This window comes from Pseudoalteromonas sp. R3, from assembly GCF_004014715.1.
GTDB lineage: Bacteria > Pseudomonadota > Gammaproteobacteria > Enterobacterales > Alteromonadaceae > Pseudoalteromonas.
Window position 1 is genome coordinate 1189337 of record NZ_CP034834.1, and the last position, 21473, is coordinate 1210809.

A 21473-nucleotide genomic window follows, 5' to 3' on the forward strand; every position below is an offset into this window, starting at 1 on the left:
TGCTTAAACATCACATGAGTCAGGAAGCTATAGTATGGCAAGCAACGATGAATTTATTAAACAAGTGATCTTTGTCGATACGATAGGTGCCAAAGGACGCGGTAAAACAACCTTAACTGCTGCTATCACGAAGGTGCTGGAAAAAGACCATATGGCATCAGCACAAGACTTTGCCGCATTAAATAATGCGCCACAACACAAAGCCCGCTCAGGCGTGACCTTTTACCGCTCGGAAGCAGAGTACGAATCCTCAGCGCGAGTGTGCGTTCAATATGATTATCCTAGCTTGATGGACCAAGCCAAGGGGCTGATCAGTGGCATATCCAGGGTCGATGTGGCAATTCTAGTGGTCACACCGGAGCCTGAACTTATTGAGTCGTGTGGCGAATACCTGACGCTATTGCGTGACTGTGGTGTAAGCCAAGTCGTTGTGTTTATTAATAAGTGCGACGTTGCGCAGGGCAAAGAACCCATCGGTCTTATCGAGCCGCTCGTGAGAGAGCAGCTTGATCGATACTGGTTTGATAGTGAAAGGACACCTGTGATCTATGGTTCTGCATTGCAAGCGCTTGAAGGAGACCCCGTTTGGGAAGATAAGATACGGGATTTAGTCAGGGCAATGGATAGTCACTTTTTGGATCCCGTTCTTTTTAAAGATCAGCCTTTCTTAATGCCTGTCGAAGATGTATTTGAGATTCAGTTTCGTGGCACATATACCTGTGGCAGGATTACGTCCGGTACTTTACGAGTAAAAGATTCTGTTGAACTTGCTGGGATTAGAGACTCACGACAGACAACTTGTTCGAGAATACAGATTGGATCTCAGCCACAAGACTGTGTGGGTGCAGGAGACCACACAATGATTGTGCTCAAAGGGATCCCACGCGATGAGATTGAAACAGGCATGGTGCTTTGCGCAAAGGGCACGCTGAAGTCATGTAAACGTTTCGAAGCGCTGCTTTATTGTTTGACCGGTGAAGAGGGCGGACGTAAAACGCCTTTGCACAATGGATTTGAAGGTGACTTTAGACTGCATTACCTTGATGTGGCAGGTACGGTGAGCTGGACCAGCGACATTGAAACGATGGCGCCGGGCGATAAGCTTAACGTGACCGTCAGGCTGAGTAAGTCTATGGCGATAAAAGCGGGTGTAGAATTCGAGGTCCGCCAGTATGGTCAGGTTGTCGCTGTCGGGCGTGTAACTTGTCCCATTGACTGAGTGTTTTAACTAAAAAGTCAGCGCCTATCGCAGGCGCTGACATTTGGGATGGGATTACAACTGATGACGCAAGTCAAAACGGTCCAGTTGCATCACTTTGTGCCAGGCTTTAACAAAGTCCTCTGCAAACTTTTGCTGGGCGTTGTCATAGGCATAGACTTCGGCCACGGCGCGTAGCTCTGAGTTTGAGCCAAAGATCAAATCCACACTGGTGGCCGTGAAGCGCTTTTTGCCTGTGCTGCGGTCGATACTCTCGTATAAACCGGGCTGACTGGTTTTTTGCCACTGATGAGACATGCTCAGCAGATTGACGAAAAAGTCGTTGCTGAGCGTGCCCACTTTGTCGGTGAATACACCGTGCTGAGAGCCCATAGCATTGGCACCCAGTACACGTAACCCACCCAGCAGCACCGTCATTTCTGGCACAGTCAGATTAAGCTGGTCGGCTTTATCAACCAACATTTCGGTTGGTGAGCGGTAGCTGGCGCTCACGTCAAAGTAGTTTCGGAACGCATCCGCTTTTGGCTCAAGCAGCGCGAATGAATCCACGTCGGTTTGTGCCTGGATCGCGTCGGTGCGCCCCGGAGTAAAGGGCACAGACACCGTAACACCGGCATTCTTGGCTGCCTGTTCAACTGCGGCGGCACCTGCCAGTACAATCACATCCGCCATGGAGACTTGCTTAGTGCCGCCTGCTGCGCGGTTAAAGCGTGCCTGCACAGCTTGTAGCTGATTTAAAACCGACGATAGCTCATCTGGGTTGTTAACTGGCCAGTCTTTTTGCGGTGCCAGCATAACACGGGCGCCATTGGCGCCACCGCGCATATCCGAGGCACGGAAGCTGGCAGCAGACGCCCAGGCAGTGCGAATAAGCGCCGGTACGCTGATACCCGTTTTCAGAATATCCAGCTTAATCGCTTTGGCATCGGCTTCATTAATTAAAGCATGATCAACTGCCGGAACCGGATCTTGCCAGATTAACGCTTCATCAGGCGCGGTATTGCCCAGATAGCGGGCACGCGGGCCCATGTCGCGGTGTGTGAGTTTGTACCAGGCTTTGGCAAAGGCCAGGCGGTATTCTTCCGGGTTGGCCAAAAAGCGCTCGGCAATTTTGCGATACTCAGGGTCATACTTCAGCGCCAGATCGGCCGTGGTCATTACCGGTGAGTTGAACTTACCTTTGACATGCGCATCGGGTACTGAGGTGTGCAACGCTTCATCGGTTGGGATCCACTGAATTGCGCCACCCGGGCTGCGTGTTTGCTGCCATTCAAAGTTCAGCAGGTTTTGCAGGTAGAGTGTAGTCCAGCGGGTCGGTGCCTGAGTCCATGCGCCTTCCAGACCACTGGTAACGGTATCTTCGGAGTGACCTTTACCACATTTGTTTTTCCAGCCAAGGCCTTGCTCTTCAATCGCTGCACCACCAGGTTCTTTACCCACACATTTACTGGCTTTATGCGCGCCGTGCATTTTACCAAAGGTGTGCCCACCGGCGATAAGTGCCACGGTTTCTTCGTCATTCATGGCCATACGACCAAACGCCACGCGGATGTTTTTGGCGGAGCCTACTGGATCGGGCTTGCCTTTAGGACCTTCCGGATTCACGTAGATTAAGCCCATGTGTGTTGCACCGAGCGGACGTTGTAATTTACCGTCTTTTTCTTCGCGATCACTGGCCAGCATTTCAACCTCTGGACCCCAGTAGACTAAGTCCGGTTCCCAGTCGTCCGTGCGTCCACCGGCGAAGCCATAAGTTTTAAAGCCCATGTTTTCAAGGCCAACGGTGCCGGCCAGAATCATCAAATCGCCCCAGGAAATTTGCTCACCATACTTTTGCTTAAGCGGCCACAACAGGCGTTTGGCTTTATCCAGGTTGCCATTGTCTGGCCAGCTGTTGAGCGGGTCAAAGCGCATCTGACCGCCATCACCACCACCGCGACCATCTAATGTACGATAAGTACCTGAGCTGTGCCAGGCCAGGCGAATAAACAGCGGCCCGTAGTTGCCCCAGTCAGCTGGCCACCAGTCTTGTGACGTGGTAAGCAGCTCATTCATATCACGCTTCAGCGCAGCCATATCTAACTGGTTGAATGCCATAGCATAGTCGAAGTTTTCACCCAGTGGATTAGAGCGGCCGTCGTGGTCGCGCAGGGCTGACAGGTCAAGCTGATCCGGCCACCAGAACTGATTGGATTTGGCCACGCCCATAGGTACATTGCCGGACCCGACAGCGCCTTTAGGCTTGCTAATCTCGCCATTAGACTGGCTGCCTTGTTGCAGGTCGTCGTTGCTGGCGCAGGCGCTGAGGCCCGTTACCGCTATACTTACCAGCGCAGCTAAGGCTGATTTTCTAAATATTTTTGTCGTCATAGTGGTTACCTTATTTTTGTGAAACGCCTGCCGACTAGCCAAACCCTACCCAGCCGTCAGTACATCTGCTTAATTCTCAGCGAGTATAGTTACAGGTTTGCAAAATTGTTAATAGAATTTATAGATGCCTGTATTCGTAAAAATCAATCAAGGCTAGTTTCTCGACGGTCTAATCGTAAAGTGCTGGTTTTATCTGATAATGGATCAGCTTTTATTTGTGTGTAATAAAGTGTAATGGTTAGTCGTTGGGGTTCTCCTGTACCCTTTATAGCTTTTCATGAAAACCTAAACGCAAACAGAATAGCCTCACTTTGTTTCTTTAATGTGTATAAATGTCAATTTTAGGTTTAAATATTAATCTCTTAATATTTGAAATATAAAGGAAAAAATATTCTCCTCTCTGCTTTTTGTGTATATAATCTAAATAATTAAATTTAGTTACAAAGTAAGATATAAGGCAACTGAAGCACTCAGGCTGTCTTCTGTCAGGCGAAAAAAACCGCAGTTTTTCAGGTTGTAGGGTTAGGTAAAAAGTAGGTCATCCAATCGGATGGGTCGATGTTACCTGCGTATGGTGCAGGTAAGCGTTTAAAGTATTATTACCAGGCTCAGAAATAGGTTTGCATGCCTGTCGTGTTCAGGTTGTATCGTTCAGTCCTTATTATTTAGAGCTATCAGCCATTTTGGCTACCCCTCCTGTTTCGTGGGTTCCTGTGAACTGACTCACGATTTCTTACGTACCGTTTTGCTTGCCAATTTAGCCCTGAAAAGGCTGGCAAACCTGATGCGCTTGCTCAATGTAACGTTCCATATTCAGGCTGTGTGCTGTTTACCCGTAGCCACACAGCCGTTGGCCAAAAGGGGATTTGGCTGGGCAACATATTTTAAAATTAAGTGTTAGTAGGTAGTTTGATGTCTCTTAGTCATAAAAGCATAAGTAAAAAAAGTAAATTAGTCCGGCATATCCAGGCCGCGTTATTGGGTGGGGCAACGCTGAGTACGGGTTTCATTAGCACCAGCGTTCAGGCATTTATGGCGGACGGCCATTGCTCAGGTATTCCCGGCGATCCTGACTGTGATTCAAATAGCAGTGGTGGCAGTAATTCGGGTGGTGGCAACAGTGGAACAACCGACACCAAACCGACGATAGACCTGGACACCAGTACAAGCGGCACTGGCAGTCAGGTTTCTTTCAGTGAAGGTGGTTCGGCAACTTCTATCGCCCCTAATGCCAGTGTTAATGATGACGGCACAATTTCAAGCATTACAATCAGACTGGTTAACCCTGCTAACGGCACAAGCGAAGGACTAACAGTGAGCGCCAACGCGCAAAATGCGCTGGGCGGCATCAGTGGTGCGGTTGATATCAATCGCGAGCACAGCATATCAATTACCAATGCCAGTGCAACGCCGGCTCAGGTAAGCACCTTTTTAAAAGCAATTACTTATGACAACCTTGCTTCATCACCTGGTGAATCACAAAGAACGCTTAGCGTTGTAATCAATGATGGAACACAAGACAGTGAAACTTACAACGTTAGTATTGATGTGACCGATGTTAATGCTGCAACGACCTCTTCATCTGTGCCAGATACCACCACAGGTGCCAATTTAAGTCCGGGAATTGTGTTTGGTGACGGAGCAGAGAAACTTATTATAAAAAGATCCTTAGACGCCAATGCCAAAGTGATTGGCGGTGCAGGTATAGATGAGCTGGTAATTGCTGATGGTAGCTCTGTCGATATCAGCCGGGCTGGTACTTTATCGGGCTTTGAGAAGCTGACGGTAGAGTCTTCATCTAGCAGGAGAGTAACACTGAGTTATCAACAACATAGTGCGTTCTCTCAAATCGCTCTTCCGAACTCAAACGGTTTAATTATGAGAGGGGAGCCTGGGCATATAAGCGCTATTGCTGAAGCTTCAAGCTACTGGTTGACAGGTGGCACACTTGAATTAGCAAATGGCACATTTGAGCTCGATGTATCTAGTGCATCGACTGATGAAACCGTTGTACTGAATAACACTCAGGTCAAGGGAAGGTTCAGCCTGGGAGATGGTCAAGATAAAATTGTTTTTGCAGGAACAATCGATGCTCAAGAGGCCAATTTTAACAATGCAAATGCTGAAACTTTAGAGTTTAAGGATGGACTACAGCTTTCAGTCTCAAGCCATTCCTGGAAGTATTTAACGGAAAATGTTATTCAGAGCAGCGCTGAAGGTAAACAGACACTCGATATTGCATTCGGCCCATACAGCAGCAGTGATACGTTTCACACGCTTGAGGGAATAGAAAATTACAACCTGGTTGAATGCAGTGGGCCGTCCAATACAACTTTCAGGCTGAAAAGTGACGCAGCCAAGATAGATGCCTCTCGCTTAAATGCTGATAAAGGTACGTGTAATTATAATAACAGGTACTTCTTTGACAGTCCTGAATTCACAGGGCAATTGATTGATACAAACCTGCCAACCTTCTATACATTTAACCAGAATTTGGATATCAGCAAAGCGACTTTACCTAGTAGTTTCATCTTCAGTGCTTGGGGCCGTGATGAGCAGGTGATCACTATGACACCTGGGCAACTCGGTTCGATTACTAACCTGAGTCTTGTGGGTGATGCTAGCAAAACATTTAAAGTAAGTGGAGATGGTGATGTTGATTTATCTGCGACTAGATTGACAAAGCCCGTCACATTTGAATTGTTAGATGATAGCCGAGAAACAAGAAAGATCGCGCTTAGTAGCAACGGTTATGTGTCAGTTGTTGCGACAGAGCCATCTGATGCTGTCACAATCGTGGCTGGAGCAAGTACCACAAAGGGCTACGGTACATTTAAAGGCGAGCTGACCGCCCCTGACACCCTTGAACTTCATGCCAGCAACATTGCGCTTCGAGACTTCCCCACAGAGAATATTCATACCCTGTCACTTGGAAGCATCAACACTACACAAACACTCGAGTTAAAACCGCAAGAGTTGGTGTCATTTAAAAAAGTAACGGGTGCCCTGAGTGCGCAAAAGTATTTTAAGCTTCGTGAAGGTGGCACCTATAACTGGCAGGATATGCAAATATCCGGTATTAAAAGACTAGATCTGGTTGGGTATAATAATGACTTTAATATTACCTTGCCCGATATCGATAACGGAGAGTCTGGTGAAGTTCAGGTTCAGATAACCACCCAAGGTTACATCGTAGGTGACCACACACTGACTTTAAATGCGTCGGCATTTAGCAAAACACGACTGGATTTATCTGCAACTGAAGCACGTTTCTTTGACGGCAATGATGTGATCATTGGTGGTGCGGCGGCTGATTCAATTAACGCTGGTACTGGTACTGATACCGTTACCGGAGGAGCTGGTAATGATTTGTTTTACGGCAACAAAGCTCAGCTTAACGGCGACACCATTACCGATCTGAGTATTGGAGATTCAATCCGGGTGCTTGATGCTCGAGTCGATGAAAATTTTGAGCAGGTCCGCTTTAACGGCGCCGATGTGCTTGAGATTGACACAGAAAGTACCGGGTTTAATAACCCGGCTATACGTATAAATTTGAGTAATAGCATTGGTAATAATGCTGACCTTGAGATAACTAATCGCAGCCCATTGACGGTTACCGTCGTGCGGCCGAATACCGCACCAGGCATTTTTAGATTGCCTGATACGCTGCCGTATACAGAAAATGCAAACCCAGTGAGTATTGCTCCGGAAGCGGTCATATTTGATATCGATCTAGATGAAAAAAATCAAGGCATAGGTAATTATGCAGGCACTACGTTAACGGTTTCCAGAACAGGCGGCGCAGACAGCACAGATGTGTTTGCAAATCTGGGCGATTTGGGGTCTTTGGTGACAGGGCAGCCGCTTGTTTATCGACAGCAGGTGGTGGGCACCGTTATTAACAATGCGCAGGGTGAGCTGAAACTAAGCTTTAACAGTAGTGCCACCACTTCGATTGCTACCAATGTGCTGCGTAATATTTCCTATCAGAGTAGCTCTGAACATCCCGACGAATCCATTGCGCTTAAAATCACCTTTAATGATGGTAAAGCAGACAACTCGGGCAACAGTCAGGTTAATTTGTCCGTTACTCGATTAAATGATGCGCCGACGGATATCACCTGGACTCTCGAGTCGGGTGTGACCTTACCGCTCAAGCAGTCTTTGCTCGGTGAATACAATATTTCTAACCCCGGAGCACTGTTAACCCTGTCCGCCACAGATGTCGATATGACGGATAATCATATATTCACGCTGGTTTATTCCGGTCAGGGGGCACAAGGCTGCGATAATACGACGACATCAAAGTCTTTCTTGGTCAATGACAATGTGTTGTATGTCAGAAAAGACGCTGAGCCAAAAGAGCACCCAGTATGTGTGACTGCAACGGACAGCGCAGGTGCCGTTGTCCGTAAAAAACTGTTGATCAACATCATTGATGATGTTGCGCCATCTGTCGATTCAGTCTCTTTGAGTCGTGATAGCTATGGTGACAGCCAAAAACGCCATGTTGCGTTTAAATTTCATGGGGCAACGGACGTCGCTTTTGATTATACCTATGTGATAAGCAGTGAAAACGGTGGCGAGGTATCTGCTAACGGGCAATATGCACTTGCGAGTTCATTGCAGAATAAAAATATCGATATCAGCAGTCTGAAGGATGGCAAAATAACACTGGCTGTGACACTCAGAGACTCTTTAGGGAATATTTCAGCGCCATTTACAACCACAGCAGAACTCGACACCACTGCACCAAATGGTTTTAATGCAGCACTGAATAAAACCCTGTTTAACGAACAAAGCGCGGCGCAGGCAAGTTTTGACATCAGCGCGGCTGAAATCGGGGCACAATTTAACTATACCATTACCAGTAGCAACGGTGGCCCGGCGGTTACCGGCTCTGGCACCATCGAAAGTGCGGCGCAAACCATTTCACCTGTTGATCTTCGAGGCCTGAATGATGGTGAGCTGACCCTGTCGGTCACGTTAACTGATGTGGCGGGTAACACCTCAGCAGCACAAACCAGTTTTGCCCGTTTAGACTCAGCTGCTCCCGGCATTGCTACGTTTAGAGCCTCTCTTGCCAAGCTAAATAAAGACGGCACTGCGGTGGTTGATATTGTGCTGGGTGAGCCAAGTGATGACTTTGATATCAGCGACCTTGAGGCCGCAGGCGGCACACTGACTGGATTTACAAAGCTGAGCCCTACCGTCTATCAGGTAACCTATGTGCCCGCAGTTAATTCTAGTACTGCTGGTTCACTTAAAATTAAAGCCGGTGCGTTTACAGATGCAGCAGGGAATACCAACACCGCAGCGCCTGTGCTTAATTTTGACATTGATACTCAGGCACCAAACCAACCCAATGTGGTTGTCAGTGGCACGGCGTTTAATGCAGAAACCATTAAAGATGGCTTGTTTAGACTGCTGGGCGCTGAGCAAGGTGCAACGTATCAGTGGACTATGCAGTCGCTAAGTGGTCGTGGTGATATTAATACTGCTGAGCAAGTTGTTCGTTTTGACTCAGACAGCAATGGTATCCAAAACATGAACGATGGCACTTTATCGCTGTCGGTCACTGTGATTGACGGCCATGGTAATGAATCACAGCCGTTCACTCAGGATATTGTATACGAGAATGTTAAGCCTGTACTGGATATTGTCGCCTCTGAGACCGTATTTGGCAGGTCCGCAGTGAGCTTTGAATTTACTGTCAGCGAAGCAATTCTAGGCTTTGAGCATGGCGATTTACAAGCCAGCTCCGGTTCCTTCAGCGAGTTTAAAGCTCTGGGCAACAACCGATACAGCGCCCAGTATAAAGCCGCAACTGATATCAGCGGTGCTGTCACCGTATCCGTCGCAGAAGGAGCATTTGCGGATAAAGCAGGTAACAAAGTCGCACTGACGAGCAAGCAATTTAACATCGATACCCAGGCACCAACCGGTTATGCAGTGACGCTGGATAAAGACGTTTACAACAGCTCTGCAAGCACTATTCGCTTTGATTTGAGCGGCGGCGAAGCCGGTGCAACCTATGCTTATACGCTGAGCAGCGACGGCCACAGCGTAACTGGTAAGGGCACCCTTGACAGCGCGCAGCAGCAAGTGGTTATTACCGATATCGAGAACCTTAACGACGGACCGCTGAGCCTGTCTGTGACGCTGACCGATAAGGCTGGTAATGCCGGTGTGGCAGCAGTGAACACGGCAATCCTGGATACCGCAGCGCCAAGTGGCCACGACGTAACCTTAGATCAGCAAACCTACAATTTAGCCAATCGCGATGCGGCGAGCTTTAGCTTTAGCGGCGCCGAAGTGGGCGCGACATATGCTTACACGCTGACCAGCACAGGTGGCGGTGAACTGACCGGCACTGAGACTATCACAGCGGCGAACCAGCAAGTTAATATTGCGAACCTCAGCCAGCTTAAAGACGGCACCCTGAGTTTGTCGGTGGTCGTAACCGATAGTGCGGGCAATGCGGCAGAAGCACAGGTTAAACAAGCCAAGCTGGATGCAACCGCACCGACTATTACCACTTTGAGTGCGTCACAGACCGCCCTTAAAGCGGGCGAGACCAGCGTGATCACCATTGGTCTGAGCGAAGCCGTTAGCGACTTTAATAAGGCATTACTGAACGTGGCGGGCGGAACTGTGTCTGAGCTGGAGCAGATCAGCGACACCAGCTATCGTACCGTGTTCACGCCGAGCGAGAACTCGCAAGCCGCGGGCTCCATTGCCATTGCCGCTGGCAAGTTTAACGATGCAGCGGGCAATCCTAATCTGGCTTCTGACACCCTGACTCTGAACATAGATACCCAGGCTCCGGGTAATCACAGTGTGGCGTTTGGCGCACCTTATTACCATGGTACGAATGCCAATGCGGCCAGCATTACGCTGGGCGATGCCGAAGTGGGCAGCCGTTATCACTATGTGATCAGCAGCGCGCAGGGCGGCCTGCCGGTGTCTGCACAGGGTGACGTCACTGAGTCAAACCAGACTATCAGCGGTATCGACCTGAGCAATCTGAATGATGGCCAGTTGAGCGTGACAGTGACCCTGACCGACCCGGCAGGCAATGTCTCTGAAGTGGCTTCAGCGACTGCAATACTTGATACCGCCGCGCCACAAGTGGTGAGCCTGACGTCTAACGACCCGGCACTGAAAGTCGGTGAGCAGGCGTTGATCACCATTGTACTGAGCGAGCCCAGTGAAGATTTTGTACTGGAAGACATCAGCTGGAGCAGTGGTAACCTGAGCGAGTTTAAGGCACTTAATGCGACCACCTATCAGGCGACCTTTACGCCAGATGAGAATACTGAAGGTGATGTGACCATCAGCATTGCAGCGGGGGTATTCAATGACGCGGCAGGCAATGCCAATACGGCAGCAGAGCCGTTGGTGTTGAGCCAGGATACGACAGCCCCAAGCGGTCAGTCGGTCAGTATCGACCAGACCTTGATCAACCGTGATAACGAAACCGCTATGAGCTTCACCCTGAATGGGCTCGAAGGCAAAGGTATGCTGACTTATCAGGTCAGTGATGGCACCACCTCGGTGGGCAGTCAGTCGCCTGTTAGCATCACAGCAACCACGCAAAGTGTTACCGGAATTGATGTCTCTGCATTGGCAGAAGGGCGTCTGATCCTGACCGTTGTGGTATACGACGACGCGAACAACGCAGGTGAGCCTGTAACGGCCTCGGTGACCAAAAAGTACAATGTGGCCCCGGTGCTGTCGGGCACACCACAAACCACAGTAAACGAAGATGCCGAGTATGTGTTTGAACCGCAGCTTACAGACCCGGACAGCGATGACACCCATACCTTTGTGATCAGCAACAAACCAGACTGGGCAAGCTTTGATGAGCAAACCGGTAAGCTGAGCGGTACGCCAGGCGATGAGCACGTTGGCAACTACGAGCAAATCGTTATCACCGTCAATGATGGTAAAGCCGAGCACGCACTGAGCGCATTCAACATTGAAGTGGTTAACACTAATGATGCGCCTGTAGCACAAGACTTTAGCTTTACACTGGATGAAGCTGAGCAGCTGGTGGTGGCATTGGAGCAGGGCCTGCTGAGCACAGCAACGGATGATGACTTAGACAGCGAAGACAGCCTGAGCGCTGTGGTGGTGGGCCAGCCGCAGTTTGGTACTTTGCTACTGAACGCAGACGGCAGCTTCACTTATAGCCATGATGGCAGCGAAAATCACAGTGACAGTTTCACTTATCAGGTGAAAGATGCCGCAGGTGAACTGTCTCAGACTCGCACTGTAGCGCTGACTGTTACCCCAGTAGCTGATGCCCCTGTTGTACTTGACGATACTTTGGCGGTCACAGAAGACACGCCGAACACCATAGACCTGCTGGAGAACGATTCTGATGCAGAAAATGATATGGTGGCAGCCTCTGCGGCCGTAGTAACTGAGCCTCAGCTGGGTAGTTACACCATCACCAATGGTAAGCTGACTTATACGCCTAACGAAAATGCCACGGGTCAGGATTCACTGACCTATACGGTAAAAGATGCGGCAGGTAATACTTCCAAAGCGGCCACGCTGACCATCAGCATTGCGGCGGTGAACGATCAGCCTGTTGCCAAAGGCGCGACGTTAACAGTAGAGGAAGACACGCCGAGCGATGAGCTGGATGTACGCACCTTATCGAGCGATATCGAAGACACCCACCCACAAGGTGAGGTTGCACTGAGCGTGTTGCCGACCAAAGGGGTTGTCACTGTAAACCAGGAGTCTGGCAAGCTGGTGTATACGCCAAACACCAACGCTACGGGTAGTGACGCATTCAGCTATACTATCGCGGACAGCGAAGGCCTGGTGTCTGAGCCGGTTGAAGTGATTGTTAACATTGGTGCGGTGAACGACCGTCCGGTGGCGGACGGCGACAGCGTCACGCTCAACGAAGACGAAACCGGCACACTGAATATCCTGGACAATGACACAGATGTGGAAGATCAGGGCTTCAATGGTGCCAACGTGATGCTCGAAGACTTGGGCAATGGCGCAGGTGCCTACACGCTTGCCGACGTGACAGTGCTGGCCGATGGTATGCTTGAAATCACGCCTAAGGCGGATAAGAACGGCAGCTTTAGCTTTACTTATACCCTAATGGACAGTGAAGGACTGAGCTCTGAGCCTGCAACCGTTACCGTTGATATCACACCAGTGAATGATGCGCCGGTGGCAGTCGACAACACTGCACAGCTCGAAGAAGAAGGCTCGTATGAAGTCAATGTGTTAGGTAATGACTACGACGTGGATGCAAACGACCAGTTAGACCCGAGCAGCGTGACTGTGGTCGCTCAGCCACAAAGTGGTCGAGTTACATTGGCTGAAAGCGGTGCGATTGTCTATGTACCAAATGCCAACTTTAATGGTCTGGATACCTTTACTTATACAGTGAAAGACACGGCGGGTGTCGTATCGAACGAAGCGCTTGTCACTATGACGGTCACTCCTGTGAACGATGCGCCAGTGGCAGACGCCCAGGTTCTGGACGTGGATGAAGATGGCAGTGTGCTAATCACCCTGACAGCCAGCGATATTGATGCAGACGCACTGAGCTATCAAATTGTACAAGGCGTCAACTCAGGCACGCTGACACAGCAAAGTGAAAACAGCTGGCTGTATACGCCAGACACTGACTTCAACGGTGAAGACAGCCTGCAATTTGTGGCCTTTGATGGTCAGGCAGAATCTGAGCCGGTGCAAGTCACCCTGAATGTGACTGCCGTGAATGATGCGCCAGAGATCAGTGGTACGCCTTCAACCAGTGTGGATCAGGACACTGCTTATCGCTTTACACCGGATGCCAGTGACCTGGATGGCGATACGCTAACCTTCAGCATTGAGAATCTGCCTGTCTGGGCTAACTTTGATACACAAAGTGGTACTTTGTCTGGTACACCGAGTCGGGATGATGTGGGCAACTACGCAAACTTAGTGATTAGCGTGTCGGACGGCGAATTAACGGCATCACTGCCTGCATTTGCCATCGACGTTGGCTATGTGAATGCCAAACCTGCTGCGCAGGGCATGCAAGTGTTTGTGAACGAGGATGCCTCCACCAGCTTCAGTGCACCGGTATCGGATCCGGATCAGGATAGCCTGAGTATCTTGGTTACCCAGCAGCCAAGTAATGGTACGCTGAGCGTACAGGGTACCCTGTTCAGCTATATCCCAGGTGCTAACTTTAACGGCACAGATAGCTTCAGCTATGTGGTGAATGACGGCGAAATGAACTCGGATGAGGCGCAGGTCAGCATTACGGTGAATGCCGTAAACGATACGCCAGTGGCACAAAACGATGCCTTTAGTTTCAGTCAGGCAGCAAGCAGCTACAGCCTGGATGTACTGGCAAATGACAGCGATGTGGACTTGGGTGATACCCTGACTCTGGTCGGTGCAAGCGCTTCCATCGGTAGCGTTTCAATCAGCGATGGTCAGCTGGTGTACCAACCACAGGCAAGCGCGCAGGATACGGCTGTGATCACCTATATGCTAGCGGACAGTGCCGGTGCGCGTGCACAGGCAAATGCAACAGTTGAGATCACCGCTTCTTCAGGTATTGCAAATGCGCCCACTCTAACCGTACCTGACGATTTGAGCGTAGACGCAACAGGCCTGTTTACCAAAGTTGATTTAGGTACGGCTGCTGCCTTTGACAGTAATGGCAACCCTCTGGCGGTCTCGCTGGTGGGGGGCGCGACGGTTTTTGCACCGGGACTGCACCAGGTTTACTGGAAAGCGACTGATGGTAATGAGCAGGCTACCGTGAAAAAGCAGACCGTTACCGTGAACCCTTTGGTGTCTCTGAGCAAAGACAGCCAGATTGCGGAAGAGCAAAGCCACACCGTGAAGGTCTTCCTCAATGGTCCGGCACCAAGTTATCCTGTCACTGTTCCATATACAGTGAGTGGCTCTGCTAACGGCAATGATCATGACCTGATTGACGGCGAAGTGGTGATTGAGTCGGGCACTGAGGCCAGCATTACCTTTAACGTTTTTGCCGATGGCACAGTCGAAGGCAATGAGAGCATAGTGATCACCCTGGCTGACTCACTCAATCGCGGTGCTAAGCACAGCACCACAGTGACAGTCGTTGAAGACAACGTCGCGCCTGCGTTGAGTGTAGATACCACACAAAATGGCCAGTCGCGTACCTTGATTGTTCAAAGTGGTGAACCGGTTGTGGTTGCGGCAACCGCAACCGATGCTAATCCACAGGACAGCATCAGCTACAGCTGGCAAGCTGCAGATGCACAAATGCTCAACCTGAGCGTTGCAGCGAACCGTTTTGAATTTGACCCAAGCAAGCTTACTGCGGGAATTTACAAACTCAGCGTCACAGCAACAGATGATGGCACTCCTGCGCTGTCGTCTACTCAGGATATCTATCTGGAGATAGTTGCAAGCCTGCCACAGCTAAGCAGTGTAGACAGTGATGGCGACCTTATCCCGGATGATCAGGAAGGCTTTGCCGATTCGGATAACGACGGTATTCCGGACTATTTGGATGCCAATGGCGACTGTAACGTTATTCCTGGCCAAGTGAAAGACACTGAGCAGTATTTGGTTGAAGGTGAGCCAGGTGTTTGTCTGCGTAAAGGGGCAACTGTGGCACAAAACACAACAGGTGGTGCACAGCTGCTGGAAACTGAGCTGCCTGAAGATACCGAAGCCACCAACATTGGTGGTGTGTTCGACTTTATTGCAACCGGATTGCCTAAGGCGGGCGATGTTTACGGCATTGTTATTCCGCAGCGTAAACCCATTCCGGTTAACGCGATTTATCGTAAGTTCCGTGACGGGGAGTGGGTGAATTTTGTGACCACAGATGGCAATGCCGTGCTCTCGGCTACGGGTGAGCCGGGATACTGTCCGCCTCCGGGTAGCAACGAGTGGCGCGATGGTCTGAACGAAGGTGACTGGTGTGTGCAGTTGCAAATTGTCGATGGCGGTCCAAACGATGACGACGGGATTGCAAACCGCAGCGTGGTGGACCCCGGTGGTATTGCGGTACTCAAGAGCGATAACACACAACCGGTTGCACAGGCCGATACGCTGATCCTGGGTGCGGGTTTGTCAGTGTTTATTGATGTGCTGGAAAACGACCTTGACGCAGATGCAGATCCTCTGACTATCACAGGTGCCAGCGTCGATTTTGGTGACGTTGAAATCCTGGATAATCAGCTACGTTATACCCCACCTTTGGATTATGTGGGTACGGCGATCATCACTTACAGCATTGCCGATGGTCAGGGCGGTACGTCCAGCGCCACGGTAACGGTTGAGCTTGTGGTCAATGCAGCGCCGGTAACTCAGCAAGATACTGCCAGCACCAATGATAAAGCGAGCGTGGTAATTGATGTTCTGGCCAACGATATGGACCCTGATGGCGACACATTAACGCTAATCAGCGCAACGGCAACATATGGTAAGGCGGTCGTAAATCTTGACGGTACGCTAAGCTACGAGCCAAAACTCGGCTTTAATGGAGAAGATACAGTGACTTATCAGGTCAAAGACAGTAAGGGCGCGGTGAGTGATGGTATTGCGAAAGTGACCGTGACGGCCCATCAGGTTGCAACCGTAGAAAACAAATCATCAGGTAGCCTTGGAGGTCTGTTAATGGTCATGGTATCGGCGCTGGTATTGCGTCGTCGCAAGTCGGCACTACCGGCTTATGCAGTAGTAACGGCCAGCTGTCTGGTCAGTGCTCCTGCACTGGCTGATGCGTGGCGCGTACAAGCCACGTTAGGGCAGGCTGAGGCGAGTAGTCAGTTCAGTGCATTGCCTGCGGGCACTCAGGCCTCGAACGTGGATGACAGCAGCCAGTCATGGTCAGCCGGTGCTTTCTATCAGCTGATGCCAAAGTGGTATGCGGGTCTGCGCTATATCGACCTGGGCCAGGGTCGGGTGACGCTAAGCGGTAGCACGCTGACACCAGACAGCTGGCACCAAAGCATGGCGCGTGTCGCCCCGGTTCTGCCAGAAGGGTTTGCACTGCAAACGGGTCTGGAAGTGGCACGCTTTGGTAAAGTGCATGGCGAGCTGTTCCTGGGCGCCTATAACTGGGACTATCAGATTGAAAGCACTCTGAACGGTCGTCACTTGGTTCAGTACGAACAAAAAGGCACCAGTGCGTACTTTGGTGGCGCAGTGGGCTACCAGCTGAGCGACAGTACCACGCTGACGCTCAGCTACAGCCACTACCGCCTGAGTGCTAACCGTATCGGTGAAGTAGCCGGCGGTATTGAAGTGCGCTTCTAACGAGCAATGGCTAGCCCGGCCAGGGACGGTGGGGTTTTTATACAGTCAGAAAAAAGACGAATGCCTGGTTTGCAATTCTAACCAGGCGTTTTTGATTTTAACGTCACTTGCCTGTATATCTCCTGCGTGTTTTCACGCGCTAAAGGTTCTCGGAATAAGTGGTTAACTGTGCCAGGTCAAAATGTAACAGAACATGAATCCCTTCCTACTTGCTTGTATTTAAGTGATTGATATTTAATGCTATATTTGGTTTTCGAAAAATCATAAAAGCAAATTAGCTTAAAGTTTAGACTCTTCATCGCATGCACACTTGAGCAGCTACAATTTACTTGTTACGTTTTCCTCAGAACGGTGTTGTACCAATTTCAATTAACTAAGGAAGTAGATATTAACAACTTATATTGGTGTTTAAGAAACATACTAATTGCTCGGCCAATTATTATTGACTGGCTTTGATAATAAAAACACAACCCAAAGGAACATATTATAATGAAGTTATTTTTTACAGTCCTGAGTGCGGCAACTCTACTTTTCTCTTCATTTAGCCGTGGTGAAGGGGTTACCGGGGAAGAGTATCAGGCTGTCGTGGACACCGCTTACACATATTTTAACGGTGCAGCGAAGGGCGATCAGACGCTGTTGGCACAAGCCTTTGATCAGGAGTTTGGTCATGTCAAAATGATCCGAGTAGACAGTGAGACCAAAGAAGAGACAATCAGAACGGTCCCGTTGAAAGAGTTTTCAGGCTATTTTAAGAAAGCGACCAAGGATAAATGGGAAGCTAATATTTTATCTGTCGATATCGTGGATAATAAAATGGCTATGGTAAAGATGGATTTTCATACACCAAAAACGCACTATATAGATTATCTGGTGATGTATAAGCGTGAAGGCGCTTGGCGAATTGTGACTAAAACGTTTGTCGCCAAGAGTAAAACATAACGCCGTAACTATAATGTAATACAATATTGGAATTGCCATGGATTATCTGGCCATACTATTGATCCGATTTTATCAACGTTTTATTTCTCCACATAAAGGGTTTCGATGTGCCCATGCGGTTGTTCATGGGGGAGAGAGTTGCTCACATGCTGTGCTGGCCATTGTAAAAGAAGATGGCCTCTGGGGAGGATATCGCAAGATAAGGGCACGGATGCGCGCATGTAAGCAAGCTTATCTTATGCTTGAGCAATCAGCGTCAAAAGACAGGCGAAAAAAAGACGAGAGCCGTTGCGACTGCTGCGACCCAAGTGCGGGTTGTGACATTGCCAGTTGTGGTGGCAGAGGGAAAAGCTGTGATGCGGCAGACCTGTCTTGTGATTGCTGGCCGTTTTAGCTAGTTCCAGTATTTCCAGCCATCGAGATAGTAGTAGAGCACATGGGGCTGATCCAGGCTGCTGATCTTGCTGTGGGTGTTATGCATATCAGCCGGAAAGGTCATTAATAAAGGTTCAATATCTGGGTGGTAAAAACGTGTGTCGGGTAGCGCATTGTGTTGTAATTCGCACGCTGCTTTGCAGGCCATAACAAACCCCCAATTGCCAAATGAGGGCACATCCACATGATAAGGGATGACGGAGTGAAAGCCCACCGACGTCGCCGTATTGTGAATTGACCAAAACGCTTGCCTGGCAAAATAAGGGCTGGTTGCCTGAGTCACCATAATACCTTGCGTATCAAGACGATGCTTTACCAGAGTATAAAACTGCTTACTGTACAACCTGGCCAGGCTAATGGTTTTAGGGTCCGGTAAATCCACTACGATTAAGTCGTATCTGTCGGGCGTGTCTGTCAGATAGACAAACGCATCCTGATTGATCACCTTAACTTTGGGGTTGTGCAGCGCGTTTTGATTGAGCTGTGTGAGATGAAAATTGCTGCGGGCAAGCGCGGCCACTGCCGGATCCAGGTCAACCAGGGTAATGGACTCAATATCAGGATACTTGAGCAGCTCCCTGGCGGCCAGGCCGTCACCACCCCCTAAGATAAGGACGTTGCGAGTCGCTGTTTGCCGCTGGATTGGCAGGTGGATCAGCGATTCATGATAGCGATACTCGTCAATGGCAGAAAACTGCAAGCCGCCATTCAAATACAGGCGCACATCCTCTTTGTGTTTAGTCATGATCAGCTGCTGATAACGTGACTGTTCACTGTGTACAATACGGTCTTCAAACACGGTCTCGTTCCAGTGATGATTTAACTCTTTGCTGAAGAACATCAACCCTGCCAGTGTGAGTAGCACCAGCACCAGGAGCCCCCTCAACAAGCTTGCCTGCCCCTTTGGAAACTGAGCGTAAAAATACCACAACAGGGTCAAGGCGATGGACAAGTTGATAAGCCCAAACAGCAATGACGTTTTAAATACGCCAAGCCAGGGCAGCAGTGCCAGCGGAAAAACCAGAGTGGCGATTAACGCGCCCAGATAATCAATAGACAACACATTGGCCAGGTTCACCTTTAAGGTATAGTGCTTTTCCATCAGCCGTGACAGCAGCGGAATTTCAAGGCCCACAAAAATCCCAATCAGAGCGGTGAGCGCAACCGACATGCTCTGAAAATGCCAGCCCTGAGCATAACAAAAGTACAACAGCGGTACTGAGCTGCCACCAATCAGCGCCAGCATCAGCTCGTACACAATAAACTGCGTCAGCAGGGTGTTGTCAGTGACCCACTTAGACAGGTACGAACCCACGCCCATAAATGCCATATACACGCCAATGGTAATGGAAAACTGCATCACGCTGTCACCCAGAAAATAAGCGCCCGTGGTCGCTATCAGCAGCTCGTAAACAATCGAGCATAAGCCGGCAATAAAGATGCTAAACAGCAGGATATGACTTTCTCTGAGCACTTATTTACCACCCCGACCGCTGCCACCGCGATGATTGGCACCGGATAAACTCTGCTGGCGAATACTGCGATCAACCGTCATTTTTTTATTGCCATAGGCATGCAGCGCATAATTGATATCATCATCTTTGGTCTGGGCATACAGGAAAACCGCAGCAAATAAGCTGAGTGAAATCGCCCCAATGTAAATTGGCTCGCGCTTGTATTTTGTGTTGTTGTCAAAAGGTTTTTTGCCCGATAAGGCATACCCGTTTTCATGACGATAGGCCAATATACAAAAACAGCCAAAAGCAATGATCCCGGCTATTGTCCGGAGTGGGCGCAGCATGCTGGCATCTCCACGTATAGGGATAACTCGGAAGTAATATTTATCTCTACTAAACTTAAACCCGTAACTGTTTGAATCAGTTAAATACAGCGTGTAGTGCCCTTTTTTCGCAAAATGGATTTCCAGTGAGGCCTTGGTTTTACGCTCGGTCCAGTCGCCTTCGGAATCTCTGCCTGACTCTGACCACAGCTCATCCTGATAACTGAATATATAGGTACCGTCGGCATTATATACTTCCATATCCATGGCCTGCCAGGAGTTCATTTTCATTGTGCCGTTAATTTCAAAGCGCATCATCTGGCCGTCTTCTGGCACCTCAAATTGATAGGCTTTGTCTTTGTTAGAGAAATCCGTACTCAAAGCAAAAGGGGTCTCGGCTATTGGCTCTTCCAACAAGGCACCGCCAAAGAAGCAAAGAATTACGATAACCAAAGACAGGATAAAGGTCTTTATGACACTCATATCAGGCCCTTTAAAGCGTGTAGAAAATCGCGATTGCAACAGACACCGCAACACTCCCTTCAATCAGGGAAACGGCGCTATTACCTTGTGCAATGGCTTTGTTTACCCTGACGCCGGGCATGAGCACCAGGTCAGTAAGTAAACGTACGACTGGCAGTAATGCCAGCGCAATTAAAGCGTCGATAAAAAATAGCGTAATGCTGTGTGACCAGGTTTCTAACCCGCCACGCAGTGCGTGAAATAAGATAATACCAGTGGCAATTTTGGTTGCTGCAAAACTGATGGCTGCCGCCATATTGTTGTTTTGGAGCTCCTTGTGCAGGTCAAATTGCGTTAGTAAATCATATAGTTTGCTTGCAATGAGTAATACAATCTGTGCAAGCAAATAGAACACAATGGCTGAGGTAAAACTGCCTTCTCCCATTAAAGCGCCAGACACAATTAATCCGGCGGTGATATAGCTGGCAAATTGCACAATACCCACAGGCAAATTCTGATGGCTGATAATTTGCGCTTTATTGCAAAACTTAGGCAGCAACAGCTTGTCATTAATCACTCTGGTTACCAGTAATAAGCCTAGTCCCACCAGTGAGTAAAGACTTACATTTATAAGGTCGGTTAACAGGCCCTTACTCGGCCCCTGAAGCACCGCTACGTACACCATAGTGACCGCAATTAAGAAACCACTGATTGATGTAGCCAAAGCCAGGTTCTTGTTCTGTTCAATTTCTGTGAAAGTGTTGTATGAAGTCGTCGCGTTATAGAGCCATTTTGCGACAAATAGCACCACAAGAAAGAGCCCGATATAGCTCAGTTCAGCCAAAGGAAAGTCCATGTTTTTTCCGTATGTTACCCATGAGTGTACAAGCGGGCGATTTTAGCACAGAAAAATTATCAGTAAATGCTCTCTAATATCAGGGAAAAAATACGTTTTTGCTTGCTATCTCT

Annotated in this window: 8 protein-coding genes; 4 read left to right on the forward strand and 4 right to left on the reverse strand. The window is 49.2% G+C overall.

Features of this window, described 5'->3' with window-relative positions; all coding sequences use genetic code 11:
* Positions 1-34 precede the first annotated feature (34 nt).
* The gene (locus ELR70_RS04370) at positions 35-1219 is read left to right on the forward strand and encodes a GTP-binding protein (RefSeq protein WP_054013491.1); all 1185 of its coding nucleotides are present in this window, start codon (positions 35-37) and stop codon (positions 1217-1219) included.
* Positions 1220-1273: 54 nt separating this feature from the next.
* Here ELR70_RS04370 and katG read toward each other — a convergent pair whose 3' ends face one another.
* Positions 1274-3589, reverse strand: coding sequence for a catalase/peroxidase HPI (katG, locus tag ELR70_RS04375; protein ID WP_054013490.1), 2316 nt, complete (start codon positions 3587-3589; stop codon positions 1274-1276).
* Positions 3590-4501: 912 nt separating this feature from the next.
* Here katG and ELR70_RS04380 point away from each other — a divergent pair.
* The 3 genes from ELR70_RS04380 to yidD all read left to right on the forward strand — a co-directional run bounded on the left by ELR70_RS04380 (position 4502) and on the right by yidD (position 18221).
* Positions 4502-16885: an Ig-like domain-containing protein gene (locus tag ELR70_RS04380; protein ID WP_054013489.1), complete on the forward strand. Its 12384-nt coding sequence runs from the start codon at positions 4502-4504 to the stop codon at positions 16883-16885.
* A 489-nt stretch (positions 16886-17374) separates the two neighbouring features.
* Positions 17375-17827: a nuclear transport factor 2 family protein gene (locus ELR70_RS04385; protein WP_054013488.1), complete on the forward strand. Its 453-nt coding sequence runs from the start codon at positions 17375-17377 to the stop codon at positions 17825-17827.
* A 37-nt stretch (positions 17828-17864) separates the two neighbouring features.
* On the forward strand, positions 17865-18221 hold the full coding sequence (yidD, locus tag ELR70_RS04390; protein ID WP_054013487.1) for a membrane protein insertion efficiency factor YidD: 357 nt from the start codon (positions 17865-17867) through the stop codon (positions 18219-18221).
* Here the strand turns inward: yidD and ELR70_RS04395 are convergent, their stop codons facing one another.
* The 3 genes from ELR70_RS04395 to ELR70_RS04405 are packed head-to-tail and all read right to left on the reverse strand — an operon-like array spanning position 18222 to position 21360.
* Positions 18222-19736 (reverse strand): polyamine aminopropyltransferase, encoded by a 1515-nt coding sequence (locus ELR70_RS04395; protein WP_054013486.1) that lies wholly within the window; start codon positions 19734-19736, stop codon positions 18222-18224.
* Positions 19737-20525: a hypothetical protein gene (locus tag ELR70_RS04400; protein ID WP_054013485.1), complete on the reverse strand. Its 789-nt coding sequence runs from the start codon at positions 20523-20525 to the stop codon at positions 19737-19739.
* 10 nt (positions 20526-20535) lie between these two features.
* Positions 20536-21360: a DUF350 domain-containing protein gene (locus tag ELR70_RS04405; RefSeq protein ID WP_054013484.1), complete on the reverse strand. Its 825-nt coding sequence runs from the start codon at positions 21358-21360 to the stop codon at positions 20536-20538.
* Positions 21361-21473 lie beyond the last annotated feature (113 nt).

Coding starts and splice junctions, on each gene's coding strand:
- ELR70_RS04370 (WP_054013491.1), top strand. CDS start 35: ATGGCAAGCAACGATGAATTTATTAAACAAGTGATCTTTGTCGATACG.
- katG (WP_054013490.1), bottom strand. CDS start 3,589: ATGACGACAAAAATATTTAGAAAATCAGCCTTAGCTGCGCTGGTAAGT.
- ELR70_RS04380 (WP_054013489.1), top strand. CDS start 4,502: ATGTCTCTTAGTCATAAAAGCATAAGTAAAAAAAGTAAATTAGTCCGG.
- ELR70_RS04385 (WP_054013488.1), top strand. CDS start 17,375: ATGAAGTTATTTTTTACAGTCCTGAGTGCGGCAACTCTACTTTTCTCT.
- yidD (WP_054013487.1), top strand. CDS start 17,865: ATGGATTATCTGGCCATACTATTGATCCGATTTTATCAACGTTTTATT.
- ELR70_RS04400 (WP_054013485.1), bottom strand. CDS start 20,525: ATGAGTGTCATAAAGACCTTTATCCTGTCTTTGGTTATCGTAATTCTT.
- ELR70_RS04405 (WP_054013484.1), bottom strand. CDS start 21,360: ATGGACTTTCCTTTGGCTGAACTGAGCTATATCGGGCTCTTTCTTGTG.